Genomic DNA, 17,415 nt, shown 5'->3' on the forward strand with positions numbered 1-17,415 from the left:
GACTCCCTGCTGGCAAAAACAACAGGTGGGAGTCACCAACGCCGAGGATAGGAGTACCGGCGGTTTGGCACCGCCAGTCAGCCACCGACCACGATGACAGGGTTAGACGGGTTCCCGCAAAGTGGCGGAGTCATGGTTGTGAACCTGAAACTCCCACCGCTCGGGATTCCTCCGCGTTCACGCGGAGGAGGATGTCAATAACGGTTGGCTCGTCGCTCGTAATTATTTAAATACCGTCCTGGCGCGGACGAACCGTCACTGGCACATCTATCACGGTCGTCGCCGACTCCCCCCGCCTGCCGATACGGATTCCGACGGCGTCGAAGCCACCGTGTTCGAGACGGCGCGATCTACTCCCGAACGAGCAGTTCGATCTCGTGGCCGTCCTGGTCCTTCGTGAACGCGTAGTCGTGGTCGCAGGAGGCGGGGTCGCGGTAGTCCGGCGCCTCGCGGGTCATCAGCGCGTCCCACGCCTCGTCGAGGTCGTCGACGCGGACGCAGAGGTGGCCCCAGCCGTCGCCCATCGTGTACTCGCGGCCGTCGTAGTTGTAGGTGAGCTCCAGTTTCATCGCCTCCTCCGGGGCGTCCTCGGGGGCCATGAAGTAGTTCGCGAAGGTGTCCGCCTCCCACCGCCCGGGCTTCTCGGTGTACTCGAACTTGCGGGTCCAGTAGCCGAGCGCCTCGTCCGCATCCTCGACGCGGATCATCGTGTGATCGATGCTCCACTTCTCGCCGTAGTCGCGCTTGACGATCTCGATCTCGTGGCCGTCGGGGTCCTTCACGAACGCGTAGCGGTTGCCGCAGGATTCGGGGTCGCGGTAATCCTCGACGCCCTCCGCCATCAGCTGGTCGTACGACTCCTGGAGCGCGTCCTCGGGGACGCGCACGGCGATGTGACCCCACGCGTCGCCGATCTCGTAAGTGTGGTCGCCGTGGTTGTACGTGAGCTCCAAGAGCGCGCCGTCCTCGTGAACGCTCTCGGGACCGAGGTAGACGTTGGTGAACGTGTCGGCCTCCCAGCGGCCCTTCTCCTCGTAGTTCAGGTGTGCCTGGTACCAGTCGAGGCTCTCCTCTAAGTCCTCGACGCGGATCATCACGTGGTCGAAGGTTCCGTCCATGTGAGACACATCGGCCGCTCGCCTCAAAAGCGTACTGAAGGGATCGCGGGCGACTGAACCGACCCTTCCGCCGCGAAATAAAACGAACCGGATCGGCATTTTATTTAGTTTTTCTGGAATGAATAGATATGCCCGGCCGTGGAAGTGCGTGTTGGCGGGCGTGGCCGGTCGGCGGCGGCGTCGGCCTCGAATCATGGAAGACACGAGAGATCCGCCGTCGGAGTTCTCCGAGGGCACCGACTCGTTGAACCGCACTGAACCATCCGCGGCCGCGACATCGTCGACCGCGTCTCCGACCCCGACCCGTGCGGGCGCCGACGGCCGCCGGATCGCCGCCGCCTTCGCGCGGGGGTCGCCGTTCACCGCGTTCGTCGCGGCCGTCGAGGCGCTTATCGCGACCGTCCTGTTGGGCGTCCACTTGACGGCCGCTCCGGCGGTCGTCGCGCTCGTCACCTTCGCGGTGTACACCGTCGATCACGTCGCCGACGCGGACGCGGACATCGCGTCCACCCCGGACCGAGCGCTGCTCGCCCGGCGCTACGGAGATCTGCTCATGGTTGCCGCCGCGCTCGCCTACGGGGTGGCGGTCGCGCTCGCGGTGGCGGGCGGGCCGTTCGCGCTCGCGCTCACTCTGCTTCCCGGCGCGTTCTGGGTCGCGTACGCCTCCGATTGGCTGCCGGATCTCGGTCGCGCTGTCGGTGTGGCCCTCGCGAGCGTCGCTTCCGACGACCCGATCGCCGACCGAGTCGGCACAGGAGTCACCGACGGCGGACGCAGCCGCCTTCCGCGCCTGAAGGACGTGCTCGTCGTCAACTCCGTCGTCGTCGCGACCGGATGGGCGGCCGCGCTCACGTTCCTCCCGATCGCGTTCGCCGGGGCGGCGCCGGGACCGGTCGTCGCCGTCGTCTTCGCGTACTTCTTCCTGCGATCGTTCGTCGACGCCGAGCTCCCGAACGTCCGGGACGTGGACGCGGACGCGGCGGTCGGCGTCGCGACGCTTCCCGTCGTGCTCGGTGTCGCTCGGACCCGAAAAGTGCTGTACTGCGTCGACCTGCTCGCGGTGGGCGCCGTGACGGCCGCGGCCGTCGCCGGCGTGCTCGCGTGGCCGCTCGTCGGGGCGCTCGGTCTCGGCATCGCCGCGTCGGTGTGTATCACCGCGCTCGCCGGCCGGATCGACGACGCGTCGGTCCTCGGCGTCGCGCCGGACTGTAGCTACCTCGTCGTCGGCGTCGCTATCGCGGGGCTGTCTCTGGTCGGCTGACCCACCCCCCGCGCGGATCTTGGGTCAGACGGTAATGTCTGATCGGCGTAACAAATGGTTTATGTCTCCTTCGTCTGGAATAAACTGTGATCGGTCTGACCCCGCTCTCAGTCGCGCTGCTCGCCGCGGTCGTGACCGGCACGTCCGCGGCGATCCTCGCGTGGCGAGAGCGGCCGGAGGCGGGCGCGGCGTGGCTCGCGCTGCTGCTCGCCGGGCAGGTCTGGTGGACGACGTTCCTCGTTTTCGAGCTGGAGGCGTCGACGCTCGCGGCGAAGGCGCTCTGGTACGACGTCCAGTGGGTCGGGGTGGTGTTGGTTCCGGTGGGGTGGCTGTTGTTCGCGCTGGAGTACACGGGCCGGGACCGGTACGTGCGGCCGAGCGTCGTGGCGGCGGCCTGCGTCGCGCCCGCGATAACCGTTTTCGTCGTCGCCACGGGCGATCCGAGCGGACTCGTCGTCGCCGAGCGGGAGGTCGCCGACACCGCGGTCGGGTCGTTCCTCCGCGTCGACCCGGGTCCGTGGTACTACGTCATCGCCGGCTACACCTACCTGCTCGGGCTGATCGGGTCGATCCCGATCCTCCGGCTCGTCCGCGACGACGCCCGTCCGTTCCGAGGGCAGAGCGCGGCGCTGATCGTGGGTACGGCGGTGCCGTGGATCAGTAGCATCGTCTACCTCACCGGAGCCATCCCGGTGCCCGGGCTCGACCCCACGCCGCTCGCGTTCGCCGTCTCCGGGGTCGCGTACCTCCTCGCGCTCTCTCGGTTCCGGCTGCTCACGCTCACGCCCGCGCCGCGCCGGCGGGCGCGCCAACTCGTCTTCGAGCAGCTCCACGACCCCGTCTTCGTCGTCGGTACCGAGGGCCACGTGCTCGACCTGAACCGGTGTGCCGCCGACGTGTTCGAGATCGATCGCCGGACGGCGGTCGGCGAAGCGGCGAACGCGGTCGTGCCCCGCTACGACGCGCTCGACGACGAACGCGGCGACGTCGGCCCGCTTTCGATCGTGGGACGGAACGGCCGCCGCCCCTACGAGGCCAGAGTGCGACGCGTGACCGACGACCACGGTCGAGCGGTCGGCCGGCTCGTCGTCTTCCACGACGTGGGCGAGTACCTCGGCCAGCAGCAGCGGCTGAACGTGCTCAACAGGGTGTTCCGCCACGACGTCCGGACCGAGACGAACCTGGTCCACGGATACGCCGACCGGCTGATGACGAACCCGAACGACGAGCGAGCGCTGTCGGTCGTCAAGGAGAGCGCCTCGCGCATCCTCGATCTCAGCGAGCGGACCCGGACCGCCAGCGAGCTGTTCGACCCGGTCTCGGAGCCGGAGCCGCCGGTCCCGCTGTCCGGGATAGTCGACGAGGCAGTCGCGGACCTGCGGACGGAGTTCCCCGACGCGCGGGTGTCGATCGACGGCGACGTGCCGGACGTGAACGTGCCGGCGACCCTCCGCGCCGTCGCGGCGAACCTCTGTTCGAACGCGGTCGAACACAACGACGCGGACGCGCCGTCCGTGTGGATCGAGGCGACCATCGAGAACGGATGGGTCGAACTCGCCGTCGCCGACGACGGGCCGGGGATCGATCCGGCGGAGTACAAGGTCCTAGCGAACGGCACCGAGACGCCGCTGGAGCACGGCAGCGGCATCGGCCTGTGGATCGTGAAGTGGGGGATCGATCAGGTCGGCGGGAGCGTCTCCTTCGCGGAGCGGGAGCCCCGCGGGACGGTCGTTACCGTCTCCGTTCCCACGGGCGACGCGGCTCCGGTCGACGGGGCGCCCCCGGAGCACGCCGAGACGAGCGCGTCCGCGGGTGCGGGTCGGTAGTCACTAGTTGGCCCCGGCCGACCGGCCGGTATGGACGCCACCTATCTCCCCTACGCGCTTCTCGCGATGGGGGCGTACGCGCTCGTCTCGCCGCTGATGCGGGTCGCGACCACGGGACCGGACGCGGTCCCGAGCGACGTCGCCGTCGTCGTCTCCAACACCCTGCTCATCTGTATGGCCGTCGGCGTGCTCGCGTACACCGGTCAGGGGTTCGCCGTCCACCTCGGGTCGCCGAAGATCCTCCACGTGCTCGCCGCCGGCGTGTTCCTCGGGATCGGCATCCTCGCGCTGTACCGCTCGCTCGCGCTGGGGCCGGTGAGCGTCGTGACGCCCATCTTCGCGATGTTCCTCGTTTTCTCGTCGGTGATCGGCTTTCTCTTTTTAGGCGAGTCGTTCACGGCCCGCAAGGCGCTCGGGATCGTCCTCGCCGCCGCGTCGGTGTACCTCGTGTCTGGGGCCTGAGGTGAGTTCACCCCGATGTAGCGTTTCCGTCCTCCGATCCGGAAACGCCCGCCGCGTGACGAAATCCCTTTAGCGCCGACCGGGAAAGGGTCGTACCCGCAGTGGTCCGTCTCCCCAACCCCTTCCGTACGCTCATCCTTTACATCGGTTTCGCCCTCGCGAGGGCGGGACTGATCGACCGCCACCGCGTGGTCCGGACGACGGACCTGGCGTGGCCGCGGATCGTCACGGGGATCGCTCGGATGTCGAAGAACGCCGTCGACGTGGCGCTCGTCGGCGTCGCCGTCGGCACAAGCGCGGTCGCCGGCGTCGGGTTCGCGGGCCCGTACTGGGGGCTCGCCTTCGCGATCGGCGGGGGCGTCGCCGGCGGCACCATCGCGCTGGTCTCCCAGCGGTACGGCGCGGAGGCGTACGCCGAGCTCGGCGACGCCGTGCGCGCGAGCGTCCTCCTCGTCGTGATCGTCACGATCCCGGTGTCGGCCGCGTTCTGGACGTTCTCACCCGCTCTCATCGGCGTGTTAAGCAGCAACGAGCGCGCGATCGCCCTCGGGGCGGCGTACCTCCGCGTCGTCGGGCTCGGCGTCCCCTTCGCCGCGCTCAACCTCGTCGGGAGCCGCGTCTTGGTCGGCTGCGACGACGCGTACACCGCGATGCAGGCCCGGGCGGGCGGCGCGCTCGCGAACATCGCGCTCAGCGCCCTGTTCATCTTCGGACTCGGGCTGGGCGTCGAGGGCGCCGCCTACGGCACCGTCCTCTCGAACGTCGTCGTTACGGCCGCGTTCGCCGGTGGGCTCGTTCGAGGACGGCTCCCCGGCCTCGGCGAGTTCCCGATCAGTATCGACCCGTTCGGCTCCTATCTCAACCCCGACATGCTCCGCGACCTCGTCGAGATCGGTCTCCCGGTGGGGGCGCGCAACCTCGTGTGGACGGTCGCGGAGTTCCCGATGCTCGCCATCCTCGACGTGTTCGGGGAGAACACCGTCGCCGCGTTCGTCATCGCCCGGCGCATCTGGGGGCTCATGAACACGCCCGGCTGGGGGTTCGGACTCGCCTCCTCCAGTCTGGTCGGGCAGGAACTCGGCGGCGAGGACCCCGGCGAGGCGGAGGCGTACGCCCGCGACATCATCCGATTCTCCGTGGCGACGTACGTCGTCTCCGCCGCGCTGATCGCGGTCTTCGCGACCGACATCGTGGTGCTGTTCGCGGAGAGCCCGCAGAGCCCGGAGGTCCCCATCGCGGTGAACCTCGTGTACGCCGCCTGCGTCGCCGTCGTGTTCCAAGGCGTCTCGGGCGGGGCGGCGGGACCGCTCGACGCGGCCGGCGACACGAAAATTCCCTTCGCGAGCCAGTTCCTCGGGATGTTCTGCGTCTCGATCCCGCTCGCGTACGTCGGCGCCAACGACGCGACGCCCGCGCTCGACGTGCCCCTGACCGGGCTCACGGTCCCGGAGGTCGCGCTCCCCGCGATCGGGTTGTGGGGCCTGTACATGGCGTTCCTTGCGGAGACGACGATCCCAGCCGCGATCAACTACTGGCGGTTCCGCTCCGGGAAGTGGAAGGGGATAAGCGAGGCGTACCGCCCGGATGCGCCCGCGGACGATTGAGCGGAGGCGCCCGCGGACCATTAAGCGGAGGCGCTGCGGGCGCGCCGCGCTCGACGGCGCTGCGTCCGACGGCAACGGCGCCGCGCCCCCCAACGACCGAAAGCGTCAGCGTTTATGGCTCGCTCCGCGTTCTCACGACAATGAGCGTTCCCTGCGTCGCGGTCGAGCGCGAGCGCGGCGAGGCGGTCCGCGAGCGGCTCGCCGAGGCCGACGCCCTCGACGGCGACCACGAGATCGCGGTCGACTGCGACGCGATCTACATCCCCGTCGTCGATCCCGAGGCGGTTCCCGCCGACCTCGACGCGAATATCGTCGAGCGCGAGGCCGCCGAGCGCGATCGCCCGCAGACCCCCGCCGAGATCCTCGGGTACGAGCCCTCGCTGGAGCGGCTCGGCGACATCGTCATCGTCGACGAGGACGACGACGAGCGGGCCCGCGAGATCGCCGACGCGGTGATGGCCTCCGACGTGCCCTGCGAGACCGTGCTCAACCGCGCGTCGCCGATCGAAGGAGAGCTGCGCGTCCGACAGTGGGACGTGTTGGCCGGCGACGACACCGAGACCGTCCACCGCGAGTACGGCCACGAGTTCCGCTTAGACGTCGCCGAGGTGTACTTCTCGCCGCGGCTCGCCACCGAGCGCCACCGCGTGATCGAGCAGGTCGATCCGGAGGAGACCGCCATCGACATGTTCGCCGGCGTGGGCCCGTACGCGGTCCCGATGGCGACCCGCGGCGCCGACGTCGTCGCCTGCGATCTCAACGAGCGCGCCGTCGCGTACCTCCGCGAGAACGCGGCCCGGAACGGGGTCGCCGACCGCGTGACTCCGGTCGCGGGCGACGTTCGGGACCTCGTCGGTGGCACGGACGGAGACGATATCGACTACGCCGACACGGCCGACCGCCTCGTGATGAACCTCCCGCACTCCGCCGACGAGTTCCTCGACACGGCGGTCGCGCTGGCCGGCGACGACTGCGCGGTCCACTACTACGACATCCAGCACGAGGACGACTCGTTCGGCCCCGGGACGCGGGCGATCCGCGAGGCCGCCGGCGACGAGTACGAGGTCGCCGTCGAGACCGAACGCGTCGTCAGGTCGTACGCGCCCCACGAGTACAACGTCTGTCTCGACGTCAGGCTGACGCGGGTCTAGGCGTCGTCCCGTCGCTGCGTAACTCGGTGCGAGCGGCGGCCCCATTCTCGCGGATCGGTCACTCCGAGCCGCCGCCGCCGCCCGTGACTTCGCCGGTGTGACAGATTTATGCTACTGTGGTTCGTGGTATCTATTGTCTATGAGTGATACAGTCGATCCGGAAGAGCAAATTGACGAGACGACGACGTGGCCCGACCTCGCTATCGGGCTCTACGACCGACTGACCGGCCGGAACGCGGAGATCGTGTACGAGTTCGAGGAGATGAACGTCGACGTTCCGAGCGGCACCGGCGACGACGCCGAGCACGCCAACTGGCGGCTCGATGGCACCGTTCGGGTCACGACCCGTGAACGGGACTGACGCGAGGGCGCCGCTCTCGGTCGTCACGGAGGACCTGACGCTCACCGTCGACGGCGTCGACCTCGACGTCCGCTCGACGGGCGACCGCCTGTTCGTCGAGGTAGCGACCGTCCGCGACGCGCTCCGCGTCGCTCGGCGCCTCCCCGGAGACAGTGACGCCCGTGGCCCGGCCGCGCTGTTGACCGCGACGGACCTCACCACAGAGGTACGCGTCCGTGGCCGGACGGTCGCGATCGTCGGCGCCGCTGCGCGACCGGGAGTCCTCTCCCGCGAGCTCGGCGTCGCGCCGGCGGAGGTGCGGATCGCGGGTGCCCTCGGGGCCGGGATGAGCGGCCTCTCGGCGGCCGCGAGCGCGCCGCGTCGGCTCTTCAACTGAGGCTCTCACCGCGTCGAGTCGCTCGGTGGGCGCCGCTCGTCGAACGACTTTCCCGTCGGCGATCGCCGACGGGATCGGATGTACGGATCGACAGCGCAGCCGCCGTCCCACCCGGGAACGAGCGGGTCGGGACGGCGCGGCCCGTCACATGACAAAAGTCCGCGGCCGCCGGACCGTCGAGACCAGAGGCGATTTCGCGCTTGGCACGTCGGAGACGTGGGTCACACGGCGGCCGTAGTGGATCGCTGATAGTGGTGACCGCCACGTCGGGTCGCCGTGGGGGGTGCGACCGACGGGACTACCGGCGCCCGGTACGGGCTTCGACCGGGCACGCACCGTCGAGGGAGTTGATCCCCGCCATCGCGGCGCGCGATCGGTGCGATCACACTCTAATTGAGGTACAGACACGTATTTATGCCTTTTCCTTATATACTTGGGATTGTTCTCGATAGAACATCTGGATCAACGTGTTTTGTCCGGTATTTTGAAATGAATCTCGGCGGGGATATCTGCCGCACGCGATCACCCAATTTCGGGGGACGGCCGCTCCGTCACCCCCGGTGCCGTCGTCGTTTCGGAACCCTTATTTTGCCGTTCGGGAATTGTTAGACGCGCGCCGGAGTAGCTCAGCTGGCAGAGCGATTCCTTCGTAAGGAATAGGTCGAGGGTTCAAATCCCTCCTCCGGCTCTTCTGCTGTAGCGAGCTTTCACCTAGCGAAGGGATTTCTATCGGTACAGCTACTGGAACAGGGGGTGGTTTGACGCAAGTGACGTAGTGATATCTCCCGGTGCGACAAGCATCAGAGGCACACGAACCGGTAGCGGAGGCGGATACCGCGTCGTGATTACGATTGAGCTACACCCGCCGTTCGGTGATCCGCGCCACCACGACGCCGGCGGCAACGAGCATGAGGCCGATGAGGCCGTTCAACGCGAGCCCGAGCGATTCGCCGGCGGCCGCGTTCACGGCCCCGAGATACAGGAAGAACGCGGCGACTGCAGCGTGGAGGGCGAAGACGCCCGTCGGCGCGTTCGCCCCGAAGTCGAAGCCGAACTCCATACCGACCGTACGTCGATTTCGGTGAAAAAGGACCGGGTTCTAGCCCTCCTACCGGCCGTCCGCGAAGGGCGCACGGCCGTATATCGGCGCCCTCACGCACGCGTTGGTCTCGAATCCGATCGTTCGTCCACCCCATCGCCGGAACGATCTCATATTCTATAAAGAATAATAGGGGCGTATCTATGTTAATCGATGCCATATGAATCTATATGCGACCGAAAACCGAAAGCGACGGACGTGAACTGTACGAATGTTTCGAATGCGGGGCCCGCACGGAGTCCGGCGGCACGTGCGAGTGCGGCGGCGCGCTCCGGCACCTCGGCCGGTCTCGGGACCTGTGACATCGGTCGAGTGCGAGTGACCGTCGCGGTCGTCACTTGTCGTCGGGTTTCCCCCCTCTCCCGTCAGTGTCGCCGTCTTCGCCGTGAGCATCGCCCTCTGCCGCCGAGTCGTACTCGGGCAGCGAGAGCACGTTCTCCCGACCGAGCCGGAACCCGTCGAGGTCGCCCTCGTCACGGATCCCGGTCACGACCTGACTCGTCTTGGCGGCGGTCCAGTCGAGCTCCTCGGCCACCCGCTTCTGTTTCATCCGGCCGCCGTTGGCCTCGACGAGCCTGAGCACCTGCTCCTCGTTGCTCAACAGGTCATCGTCGACGGGCGGCGTCGCTCCGTTAGCGTCCTCGTCCGCGTCGGTCCCCGATCCGCCCTCGTCGGTCCCCGATCCACCCTCGTCGGTCCTCGATCCGCCCTCGTCGGTCCCCGATCCGCCCTCGTCTATCACCGACTCCTCGCCGGTCGCGGCGGCTGCACTCGCTTCGGCCGCTCCCGCGGCAGTCGTGCCGTCGGTCGCGTCTTCGCTCTCGACGGCTGCCTCGGCCCCCGTCGTGTCGGCGGCGTCCGCCACCGGCGCCGTGTCCGCTGTCGATGTACCCCACGGCCGACGGCGGTAGCCGACCACGGCGAGGACGGCCGCGAGCAGCCCGAGTCCGACGAGCAGGAACGGTCCGGCGGCGCGTCCCTCGGGTTCGATCGTCACACGCGGCTCGCCCTCGGTGAAGTCCACCGGTCCCACCCAGACGACGGCGCCCTCACGGGTCTCCGTCGGCGACGGGGAGACCTCGCCGAGCCGGTAGCCGTCGCTCCACGAGACGATGAGCGACGAGGTCTCATCGAGGAACAGCGCGTCGACCGCGTCGCCGACGCGGAGCCGGTCGTCCTCGACGGCCGCGAAGTTGCGCCACTCGAACCGGTACGTCAGGACGCCGTACGACTGCGGGAGCTCGCGCCGCTCGGCGGTCACGGTGACGTTCGAGACGTTCATCTCGCGGCCCGTCGCGTCCCCGGCCGCGTCGGCCGTCGCGCGCATCCGCTCGTCGAACCGCTCCGTGTACGCGTCAGGGTCCGACTCCACGTCCGCTTGGAGCTCTTCGAAGGCCTGGTTCTCGTCCTCGCTCGCGAGGCGAACCCGGTACTGGGTTTCCCAGACCGCGTCGCCGTCGGGTTCGACCGTGACTTCGATCAGGATGTCGTCCGGAGCGACGTCCATCTGGTCGAAGCCGCCCCCCGGGAGGCCGGCGCCGCTCTGTGCGGCCCCGATCGACGCGACGCCGGTGCCGGCGACGATCGCGGCAACGACGAGAAGGACCACCGTTCGCTGCACGGGTAGGTAGTCACGTGGCTCAGATAAATCGCTTCCCATCTCACAAGGGAGGTCGGGCCGTGCCCGGGCTGCCGGCCGTCCCTGCGAGACCTCCGCTCCGGCCGATCGCGGTCATCCTGCGGCGCGGCCGGAGCGACCTGCCTCATTCATCGACGCTGCCGACCGCTCGCTGGACGAGATTGACGCTGTCCGTCAACGGGTCGACGAGACGCTGTGCGACGGTGTCGACTGTGTTCGCGGCGTTGGCGCCGCGGTCGGTCCCGCTGCCCTGGTCACTCCCGCTGCCGCGGTCGGTCCCGCTTCCCTGGTCGCTGTTGTCGGCTCCGCTTCCCTGGTCACTCCCGCTGCCGCGGTCGGTCCCGCTTCCCTGGTCGCTGTTGTCGGCTCCGCTGCCGCGGTCGCTGTTGTCGGCTCCGCTGCCGCGGTCGCTGTTGTCGGCTCCGCTTCCCCGCTCGCTCTCGTTCGTGGGGTTCCTGCCGTCGTTTCTCGGATTTCCGACCGCACCTGTCGGGCCGCCGCTCGCGTTCGTCCTGTTGGCGTTGGCGTCCGTCACGTTGCCTCGGTCCGGCGGACCGTCGCCCGCACCCGGGCGGTCTTCGGGTCTCGATCCGTTACCGACGCCCGTGGCGTCTCCCGCTCCCTGCCCGTTACCGGTGCTCGGCCCGTCTCCGGGCCCCGCGTTCTCCGGCGGGCCGCGTCGGTCGGAGGCCAGCGGGCCGCCCACGTCGTTGCCGGCGACGTCGCGACCGATGGCCACGACCGCCGGGCCGCTCGCGTCACCTGCCCGCCGGCGAACTTCCCCGAGTCGCTCCTCGCTCAGGCCCCGATCGGCTCTGACCGCTTCCGGGAGTTCCCCGGCGACGCCGGCGCTCCGATTCGCCTCGCGTTTCACCGTCTCGGCCCGGGCGCTCGTCTCCGCCATCCGCGCGGCGAACGCGCCCGGGCTCAGCTCGCCGGCCGCGCGGCGCTCGCGGAGCTCCGACTGTCGCCGCTCGATCTCGGCCAGCCGCTCTTCCGTCCGGTTCAGTCGCTCGGCGACGAGGTCGGCCCGCTCCTCGGGAGTCTCCGTCCGGTTGAGACCGACCTCGAACGCGCGCGACTCGACCTCGCCGGAGATCTCGGCCCGCTGGACGCCGAGCACACCGGAGAGGCGCTCACCGGGGCTGATGTCGGTCCCGTTCGTTTCGCCGTTCTCGCCCGTCTCGTTCGTCGCCACTGGGTCGTCCTGCGCGACGACCGTCCCGACCGGTCCGGCCGGGGCGATCCCGGCGACGCCGATCAGCGTGACCGCGACGATGACGAGCGCGATCCCTCGGTTCATTACCTGAGGGTACACGGCGTATGCTTATATAAACTGATCTTCGTTAAGCCGGATCAACGCGAATTAAACGCATGACCGCGGCGAGGCGGCGCTGAACGGGTCGATGTCGTCGCTGTCGACTCCGACTCAGTACGACTTGGCGAAGTAGGCGGTCCGCTCGGCGTCCTCGCCGCAGATCGCGCACGTCTCCTCGCCGTCGCCGTCGACGAGGGGGTCCTCGTCCTCGAACGGGACCATCACGATCTCGGCGGCCATCGGCTCCTTGATCGGTTCCTCGCAGTCCTCGTCCCCGCACCACGGCGTCTTCACGTAGCCGCCGTGCTGGCCGAGCGTCCCGAGGATCTCGGCGCGGTCTCCGGCCTCGCGGACCTCGCCGTCGAGCGTCTCCTCGGCGGCCGCGTACAGCTTCGCGTAGATCTCGTCGAGGTGGTCGCGGACGGCATCGGTGACGTCGTCGCGGTCCTCGACGACGCTCTCCCCGTCGGGACGGTGGACGAGGGTGAGCTCGTCGTCTTCGACTTCGTGAGGCCCGATCTCGATCCGGAGCGGGATCCCGTTGAGCTCGTGTTCGTTGAACTTGAACCCGGGGTTGCGCTCGTCGCGGTCGTCGAGCTCGACGCGGACGCCCGCCTCGTCGAGGTCGTCGGCGACGCCCTCGGCGTACGCCAGCACGTCGTCTTTGGTGTCCTCCTGCCAGATCGGGACGACGACGACCTGCTCGGGAGCGACGCCGGGCGGGAGCACGAGCCCCTGCTCGTCGGAGTGGGTCATGATCAGCGCGCCGAGCGCGCGCCACGAGAGCCCCCACGAGGTGGTGTGGGCGATGCGGTCCTCCTCGTCCTCGTCGGAGAACGTGATGTCGAACGCCTCCGCGAACGACTGCCCGAGGTGGTGGGAGGTGCCGGCCTGCACCGACTTCCCGTCGGGCATCAGCGCCTCGACGGTCGTCGTCGTGTCCGCGCCGGGGAACGTGTCGTGGTCGGGCTTTTGGCCCTTCAACACGGGCATCGCCAGCAGGTCCTCGTAGACGGACTCGTACTGGTCGAGCCGGGTCATGGTCTCGTCCCACGCGTCCTCGCTCGTCGCGTGCGCGGTGTGGCCCTCCTGCCAGAGGAACTCCTTCGTGCGGAAGAACGGCTTCGTCTCGGTCGCCTCCCACCGCACGACGGAGCACCACTGGTTCACGCGCAGCGGGAGATCGCGGTGGCTCCGCACCCACTGGCTGATGTACGGCGTGATGATCGACTCGGAGGTGGGCCGGACCGCGAGCCGCTCTTCGAGCTCCTTCGTACCCGCCTCGGTCACCCACGCGACCTCGGGGTCGAACCCCTCGACGATCTCCTTTTCGCGTTCGAGGTACGACTCGGGGATGAACAGCGGGAAGTACGCGTTCTGGACGCCGGTGTCTTTGAACTTCGCGTCGAGGAAGCCCTGCAGGCGCTCCCAGACGGCGTACGCGCGCGGCCGGGTGACGATGAACCCGCTCATCCCCTCGGGGCCGTAGTCGGCCAGCCCGGCCTTCTGTACGACCTCGGCGTACCACTCGCCGGTGTTGTGTGACTTGGACTCGGTGATCCCGAGCTCCTGGTCGTCGTCGCTCATTGTCGTGTGAAGGGTCGGTCGCGGGCTTAAAACGTCCGAAGCCGTGCGAGTCGTTCGGACGCCGTCGCCCGGATCCGACGCCGGGCGCGACCCTCCCTGACCGGCCCCGTTCGGCCTCGTTTCAGATCGCCGGAACGCGAGGAAACGTTAACCCCCTCCGAGCACCTACGGCCGACATGGACCTGACGGGGCTGCGCCGGTACACGCCCGAGGCGGTCACTCGGGCCCGCCGCGAGGCCGCCGTGCTGGCTCCCGTCATCGAGCGGGACGGCGACGCCCACCTGCTTTTCACCAAGCGCGCCGCCCACCTCGGTGAACACCCCGGTCAGATGAGCTTCCCCGGCGGCGGCCGCGAGCCGATCGACCGGACCCTGACCGACACCGCGCTCCGCGAGGCCGACGAGGAGGTGGGGATGCGCCCCCGGGAGGTCGACGTGATCGGGCGGCTCGACGACACGCGGACCTCCTCCGCGTACCGGATCCGGCCGTTCGTCGGCGTCGCGCCCGACCGCGAGTACGTCCCCGACGAGTCGGAGGTCGCCGAGGTCGCGGTGCTTCCCGTGGCCGAGCTGACCGACCCCGCGAACTACGAGTCCGAGCGCCGCCTCGGTCACCCGGAGTACGGCGACCATCGAATCCACTTCTTCCACGTCGACGGCTACACCGTTTGGGGCGTGACGGGCCGGATGGTCGTACAGCTGCTGGAGCGGACCTCCGACTGGCGCGCGCCCGAGGAGGTCGACCGGGTGGTCGGAGCGGACGCGGAACTCCCCATTTAGACGGGTGTCGGCGCGGTGACCGCTTCCGAAGCGCTAGGCGATCGCGTATAACTGGTTGAATGCGATCGACGGTGAACGCCTCCAAAGCCACAGCCGCTTACTTATAAATCGCTGGTACTGGATCGACGGTGATCGCCTCACTCGGCGGGGTCCACTTCCAATCGCAGCGCCATCGGCGCCCCGTCCGCGAGGGCGTCGACGAGGTCGCGGTCGAGGTCCGCGGCCGCGCCGTCGCCGTCGACGAAGATCGTGCGCTCGTCCTCGGTGTAGTCGCTCGTTCGGCCGACCATCGATCGGTCGTCGAGGAGCGCGAGGTCTGGGTCGCCGCGGCCGACGATTTCGTCGACGTGCGCGGGATCGTCGACGCCGACCGCGTCATCATTCGGCTCGCCGACCGCGAAGGTCGCCGTGATCGTCGCGTCCGCGTCCCGGCACGTCTCACGGAACTCGGCGGAGAAGTCGCGCGGCCCCCGGTCGGCCTCGACGCCGACGATGCAGTCGCCGGCGGGCGTCAGCCAGTCGTCGGTCGTGAGCTCGACGGTGCTCGCGTGCTCGGCGGTGACGTGCTCGTGGCCGGTCGCGCGGACGACCTCGACGAAGGGATCGGCGGGGGAAGCGTCTGCGTCGCCCTCGAAGTCGCTCATATGCGACGGCTCCGCGGCGGCGGAACAAGTGGCCGTCGCTTCAGATGTCCGCGCCCTCGGCGAGCGCAGGGATCAGTCGGGCGGGGTTCTTCGCCAGCACGCGGCGCATCAGGTCCTCGGAGACGTCGAGCGTGAGCACCTCCATCACGCCGACGTTCGGGTGGACGTCGGGAGCGCCGGAGCCGAAGAGGACGCGATCGGGGTGCTCTAAGACGCCCCGTTCGAGCACCTCTCGGTAGCGCACGGCGGTGGTGTCGACGTAGAGTCGGTCGTACTCGTCGAGCAGGTCGAGCGTTTCGTTCATCAGGTCGGCGTCGAGGGGGTATCCGCCGAAGCTCGCGAGGACGATCGGGAGGTCGTAATCGAGCAGCTCGCGCTCCACCGACTCGGGCGGGAACTCCCTGCCGGCGTGGACGATGAGGGGGAGGTCGGCCGACTCCAGCCGCTCCAGCACGTCCTCGTTCGGCAGCCCATCGGCGTGCGGGACGAGCGTGAACCCGTGGAAGCGGTCGTCGTAGGAGTACTGCTCGACGTCGTCCGGCCGGGCGTGGTGGTCGTCGCGCTCGGCGCGTAGGTTCCGCACCGCGGCGATCGGGCCGTCCCCCGAATCGCGCGGGCCGTTGAGTCGGGCGAACGCGACGAACGGGCGGTCGATCGAGAGCCGCGCGACCGCGTTGTTCGCCCGGAGGTAGCTCCGGCCGGGTGGTCGTCGGCCGGGGCTCGCGACCGCGCGCACGACGCCCGCTTGAAGCATCTCGCGCTCCAGCCGCTCGGGGGAGATATCCCGCCCGTGCGTGGCGACCGAAGACTCGTCGGGGTCGAGCGTCGCGCGGGTGTCGACGATCCGGAAGTCGTGTTCCAGCCCGAGCATCTACCGGCCCCTCTCGGGGGAACCGCATGTGCCTGTCGGTCTCACGCTCGCCGTCGAGCGGGCGTCGAGACCGGTTACGCTCTGGCCCGCGCTCACGGCCCGGCGGTCGAGACGATCTTCACCACGTCGCCCTCGGTCAGTTCGTGACCCTCGCCGATCCGGCGCGAGGAGCGCGCGTCGACCGCGTGGAGGTACCCCTCGCCGATGTCGGTGTGGACCGCGTACGCCAGCTCCGGCGGCGTCGCTCCCGACGGGAGCAGAAAGGCGTCCGGGAGGACGTTCCCAGTGCCGTCGGTCCACTTCGATGCGTCCTGCACCGGGTAGACGGTGATCCGATCGAGCAGGTCGTAGACGGCGGCGTTCAGCGCGGTCTGGACTCCGGTTCCGCCGTGTTCGCCCATCACGCCGCGGATCGCGTCGAGACCCTTCCGCTGGCCGTCCGAGACCTCGCCGACGATCTCGAAGTCGTCGTCGCCGGGGTCGTAGTCGACGACGCCGGCCTCAGCCGCCCGGCGCAGGGCGAGCTCGCCGTCGGCCGTCGCCGGGATCACGGGCTTGTCCGTTCCCTCGCGAATTCGGTCGAGCGCGCCGTCGGGCGCGGCGTCGACCTTGTTGGCGACGACGACGATCGGCTTCGTGCGGCGCCGGATGGCCCGCGCGAGCGCCTCGCGGTCGTCGTCGCTCCACGCCTTCGGGTCGTCGGGATACTCCAGCCCGCGGAGGACCGCCGTCACGTCGTACTCGGTCGCGCCGAACCCGGTTAGCAGGTCCGTGACCGACTCCTCCAAGTCGAAGTCGGGCGAGCGCGACTTGCGCTCGACGCCCTCCCAGTTACCCTCGACGATCCCCGCGAGCCACAGGTCCATCTCCTCCTCGACGAAGTCCACGTCGTCGAGCGGGTCGTGCGAGCCGACCTCGACCGGCTCGCCCTCGGCGTTCGTCGCCCCCGAGGCGTCGACGACGTTACAGACGACGTCCGCGTTCGTCAGCTCGTCAAGGAACTGGTTACCGAGGCCCTTCCCCTCGTGTGCGCCCGGCACGAGCCCGGCTACGTCGAGGAGCTCGACGGGGACGTACCGCTTCCCGCCGCGACAGTTCTCCGACCCGCACCGCTCCTCGCGGTCGAGACAGGGGCACTCGGTGCGGACGTGCGTGACCCCTCGGTTCGCGTCGATCGTCGTGAACGGGTAGTTCGCGACGTCGACGTCGGCCATCGTCGCGGCCGTGTAGAACGTGGACTTCCCGGCGTTCGGCTTCCCCGCCAACGCGACCGTGATCATAGTCGAGGATCGCGGCGGGACGAAAAGCGCCTTTCGGTC

17 protein-coding genes and 1 tRNA gene are annotated in these 17,415 nt (G+C 69.2%); 10 read left to right on the top strand and 8 right to left on the bottom strand.

Going from position 1 to position 17,415, the window contains the following annotated elements; genetic code table 11:
- Positions 1 to 350: 350 nt before the first annotated feature.
- Positions 351 to 1,118 carry a VOC family protein gene (locus OQF71_RS04105; protein ID WP_280585983.1) on the bottom strand — a complete coding sequence of 256 codons (768 nt, stop codon included), beginning with the start codon at positions 1,116 to 1,118 and terminating at the stop codon, positions 351 to 353.
- A 193-nt stretch (positions 1,119 to 1,311) separates the two neighbouring features.
- Between OQF71_RS04105 and OQF71_RS04110 the strand changes: the two genes are divergently transcribed.
- The 8 genes from OQF71_RS04110 (at position 1,312) to OQF71_RS04145 (ending at position 8,847) form a co-directional block, all read left to right on the top strand.
- Positions 1,312 to 2,379, top strand: a complete 1,068-nt coding sequence (locus tag OQF71_RS04110; protein ID WP_280585984.1) for a UbiA family prenyltransferase — start codon at positions 1,312 to 1,314, stop codon at positions 2,377 to 2,379.
- Between the two features lie 86 nt (positions 2,380 to 2,465).
- The gene (locus tag OQF71_RS04115) at positions 2,466 to 4,205 is read left to right on the top strand and encodes a histidine kinase N-terminal 7TM domain-containing protein (protein WP_280585986.1); all 1,740 of its coding nucleotides are present in this window, start codon (positions 2,466 to 2,468) and stop codon (positions 4,203 to 4,205) included.
- Between the two features lie 30 nt (positions 4,206 to 4,235).
- The gene (locus OQF71_RS04120) at positions 4,236 to 4,667 is read left to right on the top strand and encodes an EamA family transporter (RefSeq protein WP_280585987.1); all 432 of its coding nucleotides are present in this window, start codon (positions 4,236 to 4,238) and stop codon (positions 4,665 to 4,667) included.
- A 101-nt stretch (positions 4,668 to 4,768) separates the two neighbouring features.
- Positions 4,769 to 6,271: an MATE family efflux transporter gene (locus tag OQF71_RS04125; RefSeq protein WP_280585989.1), complete on the top strand. Its 1,503-nt coding sequence runs from the start codon at positions 4,769 to 4,771 to the stop codon at positions 6,269 to 6,271.
- A 140-nt stretch (positions 6,272 to 6,411) separates the two neighbouring features.
- Positions 6,412 to 7,422, top strand: a complete 1,011-nt coding sequence (locus OQF71_RS04130; RefSeq protein ID WP_280585990.1) for a class I SAM-dependent methyltransferase family protein — start codon at positions 6,412 to 6,414, stop codon at positions 7,420 to 7,422.
- Between the two features lie 139 nt (positions 7,423 to 7,561).
- On the top strand, positions 7,562 to 7,783 hold the full coding sequence (locus OQF71_RS04135; protein ID WP_280585991.1) for a hypothetical protein: 222 nt from the start codon (positions 7,562 to 7,564) through the stop codon (positions 7,781 to 7,783).
- Positions 7,770 to 8,159: a peptide ABC transporter ATP-binding protein gene (locus tag OQF71_RS04140; protein WP_280585992.1), complete on the top strand. Its 390-nt coding sequence runs from the start codon at positions 7,770 to 7,772 to the stop codon at positions 8,157 to 8,159. Before OQF71_RS04135 ends, OQF71_RS04140 begins: the two co-directional genes overlap by 14 nt.
- Positions 8,160 to 8,774: 615 nt before the next feature.
- Positions 8,775 to 8,847, top strand: a tRNA-Thr gene (locus OQF71_RS04145).
- Between the two features lie 168 nt (positions 8,848 to 9,015).
- On the opposite strand, the gene OQF71_RS04150 is transcribed toward OQF71_RS04145, so the two are convergent.
- Positions 9,016 to 9,219, bottom strand: coding sequence for a hypothetical protein (locus OQF71_RS04150; RefSeq protein WP_280585993.1), 204 nt, complete (start codon positions 9,217 to 9,219; stop codon positions 9,016 to 9,018).
- A gap of 209 nt (positions 9,220 to 9,428) precedes the next feature.
- Between OQF71_RS04150 and OQF71_RS04155 the strand changes: the two genes are divergently transcribed.
- Positions 9,429 to 9,560 carry a rubrerythrin-like domain-containing protein gene (locus tag OQF71_RS04155; RefSeq protein ID WP_280585994.1) on the top strand — a complete coding sequence of 44 codons (132 nt, stop codon included), beginning with the start codon at positions 9,429 to 9,431 and terminating at the stop codon, positions 9,558 to 9,560.
- Between the two features lie 32 nt (positions 9,561 to 9,592).
- Here OQF71_RS04155 and OQF71_RS04160 read toward each other — a convergent pair whose 3' ends face one another.
- The 3 genes from OQF71_RS04160 to proS form a co-directional block, all read right to left on the bottom strand.
- Positions 9,593 to 10,879, bottom strand: coding sequence for a hypothetical protein (locus tag OQF71_RS04160; protein WP_280585995.1), 1,287 nt, complete (start codon positions 10,877 to 10,879; stop codon positions 9,593 to 9,595).
- A 142-nt stretch (positions 10,880 to 11,021) separates the two neighbouring features.
- Positions 11,022 to 12,200, bottom strand: a complete 1,179-nt coding sequence (locus OQF71_RS04165) for a hypothetical protein (protein WP_280585996.1) — start codon at positions 12,198 to 12,200, stop codon at positions 11,022 to 11,024.
- Between the two features lie 126 nt (positions 12,201 to 12,326).
- Positions 12,327 to 13,802: a proline--tRNA ligase gene (proS, locus tag OQF71_RS04170; RefSeq protein WP_280585997.1), complete on the bottom strand. Its 1,476-nt coding sequence runs from the start codon at positions 13,800 to 13,802 to the stop codon at positions 12,327 to 12,329.
- A gap of 176 nt (positions 13,803 to 13,978) precedes the next feature.
- Between proS and OQF71_RS04175 the strand changes: the two genes are divergently transcribed.
- Entirely contained in the window at positions 13,979 to 14,581 is a 603-nt protein-coding gene (locus OQF71_RS04175) for a CoA pyrophosphatase (protein ID WP_280585998.1), read from the top strand.
- A 137-nt stretch (positions 14,582 to 14,718) separates the two neighbouring features.
- Here the strand turns inward: OQF71_RS04175 and OQF71_RS04180 are convergent, their stop codons facing one another.
- The 3 genes from OQF71_RS04180 to OQF71_RS04190 form a co-directional block, all read right to left on the bottom strand.
- Positions 14,719 to 15,225: a DUF371 domain-containing protein gene (locus OQF71_RS04180; RefSeq protein WP_280585999.1), complete on the bottom strand. Its 507-nt coding sequence runs from the start codon at positions 15,223 to 15,225 to the stop codon at positions 14,719 to 14,721.
- Between the two features lie 40 nt (positions 15,226 to 15,265).
- Positions 15,266 to 16,096, bottom strand: coding sequence for an amidohydrolase family protein (locus OQF71_RS04185; protein ID WP_280586000.1), 831 nt, complete (start codon positions 16,094 to 16,096; stop codon positions 15,266 to 15,268).
- Positions 16,097 to 16,188: 92 nt separating this feature from the next.
- A complete protein-coding gene (locus tag OQF71_RS04190; RefSeq protein WP_280586002.1) occupies positions 16,189 to 17,376 on the bottom strand; it encodes a redox-regulated ATPase YchF in 1,188 nt (395 codons plus the stop codon).
- Positions 17,377 to 17,415 lie beyond the last annotated feature (39 nt).

The organism is Halorubrum sp. Boch-26 (genome assembly GCF_029889805.1).
Taxonomy (GTDB): Archaea; Halobacteriota; Halobacteria; order Halobacteriales; family Haloferacaceae; genus Halorubrum.

What these genes read in the sequence shown, in the direction of transcription:
- OQF71_RS04110 (WP_280585984.1), top strand. Translation starts at nt 1,312, where the DNA reads ATGGAAGACACGAGAGATCCGCCGTCGGAGTTCTCCGAGGGCACCGAC.
- OQF71_RS04155 (WP_280585994.1), top strand. Translation starts at nt 9,429, where the DNA reads ATGCGACCGAAAACCGAAAGCGACGGACGTGAACTGTACGAATGTTTC.
- OQF71_RS04185 (WP_280586000.1), bottom strand. Translation starts at nt 16,096, where the DNA reads ATGCTCGGGCTGGAACACGACTTCCGGATCGTCGACACCCGCGCGACG.
- OQF71_RS04190 (WP_280586002.1), bottom strand. Translation starts at nt 17,376, where the DNA reads ATGATCACGGTCGCGTTGGCGGGGAAGCCGAACGCCGGGAAGTCCACG.
- OQF71_RS04175 (WP_280585998.1), top strand. Translation starts at nt 13,979, where the DNA reads ATGGACCTGACGGGGCTGCGCCGGTACACGCCCGAGGCGGTCACTCGG.
- proS (WP_280585997.1), bottom strand. Translation starts at nt 13,802, where the DNA reads ATGAGCGACGACGACCAGGAGCTCGGGATCACCGAGTCCAAGTCACAC.
- OQF71_RS04130 (WP_280585990.1), top strand. Translation starts at nt 6,412, where the DNA reads ATGAGCGTTCCCTGCGTCGCGGTCGAGCGCGAGCGCGGCGAGGCGGTC.
- OQF71_RS04180 (WP_280585999.1), bottom strand. Translation starts at nt 15,225, where the DNA reads ATGAGCGACTTCGAGGGCGACGCAGACGCTTCCCCCGCCGATCCCTTC.
- OQF71_RS04150 (WP_280585993.1), bottom strand. Translation starts at nt 9,219, where the DNA reads ATGGAGTTCGGCTTCGACTTCGGGGCGAACGCGCCGACGGGCGTCTTC.
- OQF71_RS04135 (WP_280585991.1), top strand. Translation starts at nt 7,562, where the DNA reads ATGAGTGATACAGTCGATCCGGAAGAGCAAATTGACGAGACGACGACG.
- OQF71_RS04105 (WP_280585983.1), bottom strand. Translation starts at nt 1,118, where the DNA reads ATGGACGGAACCTTCGACCACGTGATGATCCGCGTCGAGGACTTAGAG.
- OQF71_RS04120 (WP_280585987.1), top strand. Translation starts at nt 4,236, where the DNA reads ATGGACGCCACCTATCTCCCCTACGCGCTTCTCGCGATGGGGGCGTAC.
- OQF71_RS04165 (WP_280585996.1), bottom strand. Translation starts at nt 12,200, where the DNA reads ATGAACCGAGGGATCGCGCTCGTCATCGTCGCGGTCACGCTGATCGGC.